We start from the raw sequence: 4,521 nt of genomic DNA, 5'->3' as shown, positions 1-4,521 counted from the left end.
CGCTCCGCCGCACGCGGGGGCGGGGGGGGGGCGGCCCCCCCCCCCCCCCCGCCCGCCCCCACCCCCCCCCCCCCCCCGCGGGGGCGGCCGCGCCGGGGCCCGGGGGGCGGGGGGGCGGCTTCGTCCTTGGGTGGGGGCCGGTCTTTTTGCCTGTCCCCGATTGGATCCGGTTCGTAGTCACCGGCTGGCTACAGGTTGGCAATACCGGCTTTCAGCAGTCCCTCGCGGACGTGCTGCACATCAGACTTCTGGGCATAGTGCAGGGTAGCGATAAATGAATCGAGGTCGAACTGGGGATCGAGCGTTTTGATCTTGCGCAGATGCGCCGCGGCCGCGATTTCGTCGCCGAGCCAGCCGTAGCAGGCAGCGGCGAAAGCGTGCTGAACCGAGTCCATCGTTGACAGATGCATGAAAGCTTCGATCGCCTCGCCATACTGGCGCGCGGCGAAATGCGCCTTTCCCAGATGGCTCCAGAACCTCTCCGGGTGGTGCGGGTTCAACTGCATTGCCTTGCGGATCCATTCAATTCCCTCTTCCGGCCTTCCCAGCCACGTCAACAACTCGCCTTGCTGCACCACCACGAGGTCGTAGTTGGGATTGAGGGCGAGGGCGCGCTCTTGATGGTAGCGCGCTGTGGTCAGCTCATTGTTGTTCACGTTCACTGCGGCGAGGATGCGGTGGACATCGGCATCGTTGTCGTCCAGCGCCAGCGCCCTGTCCAGCGCTGCCAAGATGTCGTTCCAGACGGCATCCCTGTCTTTGCACCAGTTATGGACCCAGGCCTGGCCAAGAATGCAGGCGCGCCAGGCATGGGCATGGGCATAATCGGGGTCGAGCGCGACGGCCCTGCCTATCAAGGTTTGCGCGCGTTCATTATCCTCAATCGTGCCTCGGTGATGCAGCACCTTGGCAGCAAGAACACATTCATACGCGGCCATGTTTGCAGGTTTCGCCCGCGCGAGCTGGTCCCGCTGAGCCGCCTCGACACGACCGGGCAGCGTGGCTGCGATCGCCGCGGTTACCTCATCCTGAATTGCGAATATGTCGTCCAGCTTCCGGTCATATTTGTCTGCCCAAATATGAGCGTCATTCGCCGTGTCGATGAGCTGAACCGTCACGCGCACCCTGTTGCCGATCTTGCGAACGCTTCCCTCCACCAGGTATTGGACGTCGAGTTTCTCGGCCACCTCGCGCACATTCACGGCGCGGTTCTTGTAGACGAAGCTGGAATTGCGCGAGATGACGAACAGTTCATGATGGCGGGACAATTCGGTGATGATGTCCTCGGTCAGTCCGTCCGCGAAAAATTCCTGCTCGGGGTCGCCGCTCATGTTGTTGAATGGCAGCACCACTATCGAAGGTTTCGAGATGGATCGCTTTGCCTCGACTTCTGGCAGGACATGACTGTCAAACCCAACGCGATAGAGGCGAACCGGGCGGCTGATGTTCTTTAACGTCTTCTCGCCCAAATCCTCCATGGCAATTTCGAGACGGTCGGCAATTTGGGTCGCCACCGCTGCGGTCACGCAGATACCGCCGACGTCGGCGAGTTGCTCGATGCGCGAGGCAATGTTGACGCCGTCGCCAAAAATGTCCTCATCGTCGAAAATGATGTCGCCGAGATTTATGCCGATCCTGAATTCGATACGCCGTTCTTGCGGCACATCCGAATTGCGCCGTTTCATGCGCTGTTGGATTTCCACGGCGCATTTCACGGCATCGGTCACGCTCTGGAACTCAACGAGCATGCCGTCTCCGGTGGTCTTGATGATCCGGCCCTTGTTCTTCGCGATGGCGGGATCGACCAGTTCTATGCGATGGGTCCGAAGGCGTGCGAGCGTGCCGGATTCGTCGGCCTCCATTAGCCGACTGTAGCCCGCCATATCGGCAGCCAGAATTGCGGCTAGTCTCTGTTCCATCGCCTGAACCAAAAACCAAGCCTATCCTTCCTGGGCTGCCAAATCCAGCAATTTGGGCATGTGGCTGATCAAGGGCGCCGGCTATCTGAAGCGGGCTAATGGCGTGTTGCGCGGCCCTCGGATCGGCACCACCGTCCAGGGCACGCTCTCACGCTCTATGACCATGCGGGAAGGACTGCCGCTCTCCGGCAAGAGCGGGTTCCTCCGCATTAAGCAAAGCAGCGTTGCGCGATGGTCGATGTAGTCGAAGCGCGGATGTCATGACCGACAACTTTTCGAATGTGTCGGAACTGGGTCGCAACGAAGTCGCGATTGAGCCAGCTAACGCAGCGTCATTCAATCAGTTTTACCACGCGAACCGCTCTGTCGTTCCAGCCAGAAAATGCTTGAAAAGCCGGCCGCGCACGATGATCCACGCAAAAATGGGAGTGAGCGGATGTCCGTAACAGGCACCCGGAGTGTAGACTCCGGCGTATTTTGGCCGGCTGTCATCATAGCTGGCGGCTTTGTGCTTTGGGGCGGCCTCGCTCCTGACAGTCTCGCCACAGTGGCGACAGCGACTTTGAATACGATCATCAAGACATTCGGCTGGATGTTTGTCGTTTCGACGGCGTTCTTCCTGATGTTCGCTGTTTTCCTGGCGGTTGGCAGGTTCGGCAAGATCAAGCTCGGGCGAGATGACGAGAAGCCTGAATTTTCGACCGTGTCATGGGTCTGCATGATGTTCAGCGTCGGGATGGGCATCGGCCTGATGTTTTGGGGCGTGGCCGAACCGGTCTTCCATTTTGGCGCGCCACCGCACGGAATGGCGGAGCCGCAGTCACGGGAGGCCGCGGTCGTGGCAATGCAATACGCCTATTTCCATTGGGCGCTGCACCCGTGGGCGATCTACGCGGTTGTTGGATTGGCGCTTGCGTACTTCAGCTACAGGCGCAACCTGCCGACTTTGATGTCGAGTGCCTTCCAGCCTCTGCTCGGCAGCCGCATCCACGGCCCGATCGGCCGGGCGATCGACGTCCTCGCAATCATCGCGACACTGTTTGGAACGGCCACTTCGTTGGGACTTGGCGCTCAGCAGATCAACAGCGGAATGAACTTCCTCTGGAATACCGGCGAGTCCGCAACAATTGCACTGACGATTATAGCGGCATTGACCGTGCTGTTCATCCTGTCGGCGGTTTCCGGTGTTGGCAAGGGCGTGCAATTCCTGAGCAACCTGAACATGGTCATTGCTCTGCTGCTCCTGCTCTTTCTGGCGATCATTGGACCGACCGTGTTCATATTCGACACGCTGATCGAATCGCTTGGCTACTACCTCAGCGACCTGGTCTCCATGTCGTTCCGCACGGCAGCATTCAGCGACGGAAAGTGGCTTGGCAGCTGGACCATCTTCTATTGGGCCTGGTGGATATCCTGGGCTCCCTTTGTCGGCGTTTTCATAGCTCGGATCTCTCGGGGCCGCACAATCCGCGAGTTTATCGTTGGCGTGTTGCTCATCCCCAGCGCTGTTACCTTCTTTTGGTTCACCGTCATGGGCGGAACCGCGCTTCACTCGGAACTGATGGGATTGGGCGGTCTTGTCGAAGCCGTCAACGAAAAGGGCGCTCCAGTATCACTGTTCGCGCTTCTCGCCCAATATCCGGCCACCACGCTGACATCGACACTTGCGATGTTCCTGGTTGCAATATTCTTCGTTTCGGGAGCTGACGCGGCTTCCGTTGTCATGGGAATGCTCTCTTCGCGCGGAACTCTTCACCCAAAGTCCGGGATCGTGGTTCTGTGGGGCATTTTGGCCGGAGCCTCTGCTTGTGTCTTGCTGGTGATGGGTGGCTTGGCTGGGCTCCAGACCGCATCCATTGTCGCGGCCGCGCCGTTCCTCCTCGTGATGGTTGGGTTATGTGTGTCGCTGTGGATGGGACTTCTTGATGATATCGAAGTCCATGGGCGGTTTAACGAATTGGAGGCTGCTGCCACGGCCCCGACGCAGCCGGTGTGAACTCCGAAAGCAACAAAGTTGCGCGGGCTTGTTCCGCGCAACTTTTGGTAGCAAGATGCGAGTTCGATACGCGCGCTGGAACGTCCACACATGGCGCGTCCGAGCCGGCCGGTCAGACCGGCCGCACCAGAACGTGTTTTTTCTTGCCGAGCGACAGCTTTACGACCTGTTCCGGACCCAGATCCTCAAGCGTCACCAACCGGCGATCGTCGGACACGGACTGGTCGTTCAGCCGCACGGCGCCGCCCTGGATGTGTCGCCGCGCCTCGCCGTTGGACGCGGCAAGCCCGTGATGGCGAGCGAGGACGGACGCGTGGTCGGCGTCCATCGCAATACCGGGGAGCGCAACGGCAAACGGCTGGATGTGCTCTGTTGCATTGTCTTCGACATCAAGAATGGCAAGGTGATTGATCTGGGCTTAGCCTCGCGAGTTATCTCGGGCGGCACGCGAGACTGCCCCGGGGTCCGGCCCGGATGGGTCAGCTCAGGGGCGCTACTTGCTCGTTGGGACGAGACCAACGACCGCTTCCCACCGATAGTGTTGAAGAAGTCGGCGATGAAGCCGTGGATCCACTCGCACCGAAGCGTCTTGATTAAGGTCGACGC

General features: G+C 59.9%; 5 protein-coding genes and 1 pseudogene. 3 read left to right on the top strand and 3 right to left on the bottom strand.

Translation table 11 applies throughout. The annotated features are described in order from the left end of the window. Both AC0L15_RS33090 and AC0L15_RS33085 read right to left on the bottom strand, forming a co-directional pair. A partial coding sequence (locus tag AC0L15_RS33090) for a hypothetical protein (RefSeq protein WP_473498389.1) occupies positions 1 to 181 on the bottom strand: 181 nt, incomplete at its 3' end. Between the two features lie 7 nt (positions 182 to 188). Next, a complete protein-coding gene (locus AC0L15_RS33085) occupies positions 189 to 1,919 on the bottom strand; it encodes an adenylate/guanylate cyclase domain-containing protein (protein WP_023798310.1) in 1,731 nt (576 codons plus the stop codon). A 58-nt stretch (positions 1,920 to 1,977) separates the two neighbouring features. Between AC0L15_RS33085 and AC0L15_RS33080 the strand changes: the two genes are divergently transcribed. Beyond that, positions 1,978 to 2,163, top strand: coding sequence for a hypothetical protein (locus AC0L15_RS33080; RefSeq protein ID WP_287247521.1), 186 nt, complete (start codon positions 1,978 to 1,980; stop codon positions 2,161 to 2,163). Between the two features lie 192 nt (positions 2,164 to 2,355). Then, complete coding sequence (locus tag AC0L15_RS33075; RefSeq protein WP_287247519.1) at positions 2,356 to 3,915, top strand: BCCT family transporter; 1,560 nt, start codon at positions 2,356 to 2,358, stop codon at positions 3,913 to 3,915. Between the two features lie 112 nt (positions 3,916 to 4,027). Here the strand turns inward: AC0L15_RS33075 and AC0L15_RS33070 are convergent. Then, positions 4,028 to 4,204 (bottom strand): annotated as a pseudogene (locus AC0L15_RS33070) (tyrosine--tRNA ligase); the annotation flags it as partial. Positions 4,205 to 4,228: 24 nt separating this feature from the next. Here AC0L15_RS33070 and AC0L15_RS33065 point away from each other — a divergent pair. Next, positions 4,229 to 4,521 (top strand): hypothetical protein (locus tag AC0L15_RS33065; RefSeq protein WP_473498387.1); only part of this gene is annotated, 293 nt, incomplete at its 3' end.

The sequence above is a fragment of the Mesorhizobium sp. WSM4846 genome (genome assembly GCF_055811415.1).
This window is presented reverse-complemented; position numbering and strand designations above follow the sequence as displayed.

What these genes read in the sequence shown, in the direction of transcription:
- AC0L15_RS33075 (WP_287247519.1), top strand. Translation starts at nt 2,356, where the DNA reads ATGTCCGTAACAGGCACCCGGAGTGTAGACTCCGGCGTATTTTGGCCG.
- AC0L15_RS33080 (WP_287247521.1), top strand. Translation starts at nt 1,978, where the DNA reads ATGTGGCTGATCAAGGGCGCCGGCTATCTGAAGCGGGCTAATGGCGTG.
- AC0L15_RS33085 (WP_023798310.1), bottom strand. Translation starts at nt 1,919, where the DNA reads ATGGAACAGAGACTAGCCGCAATTCTGGCTGCCGATATGGCGGGCTAC.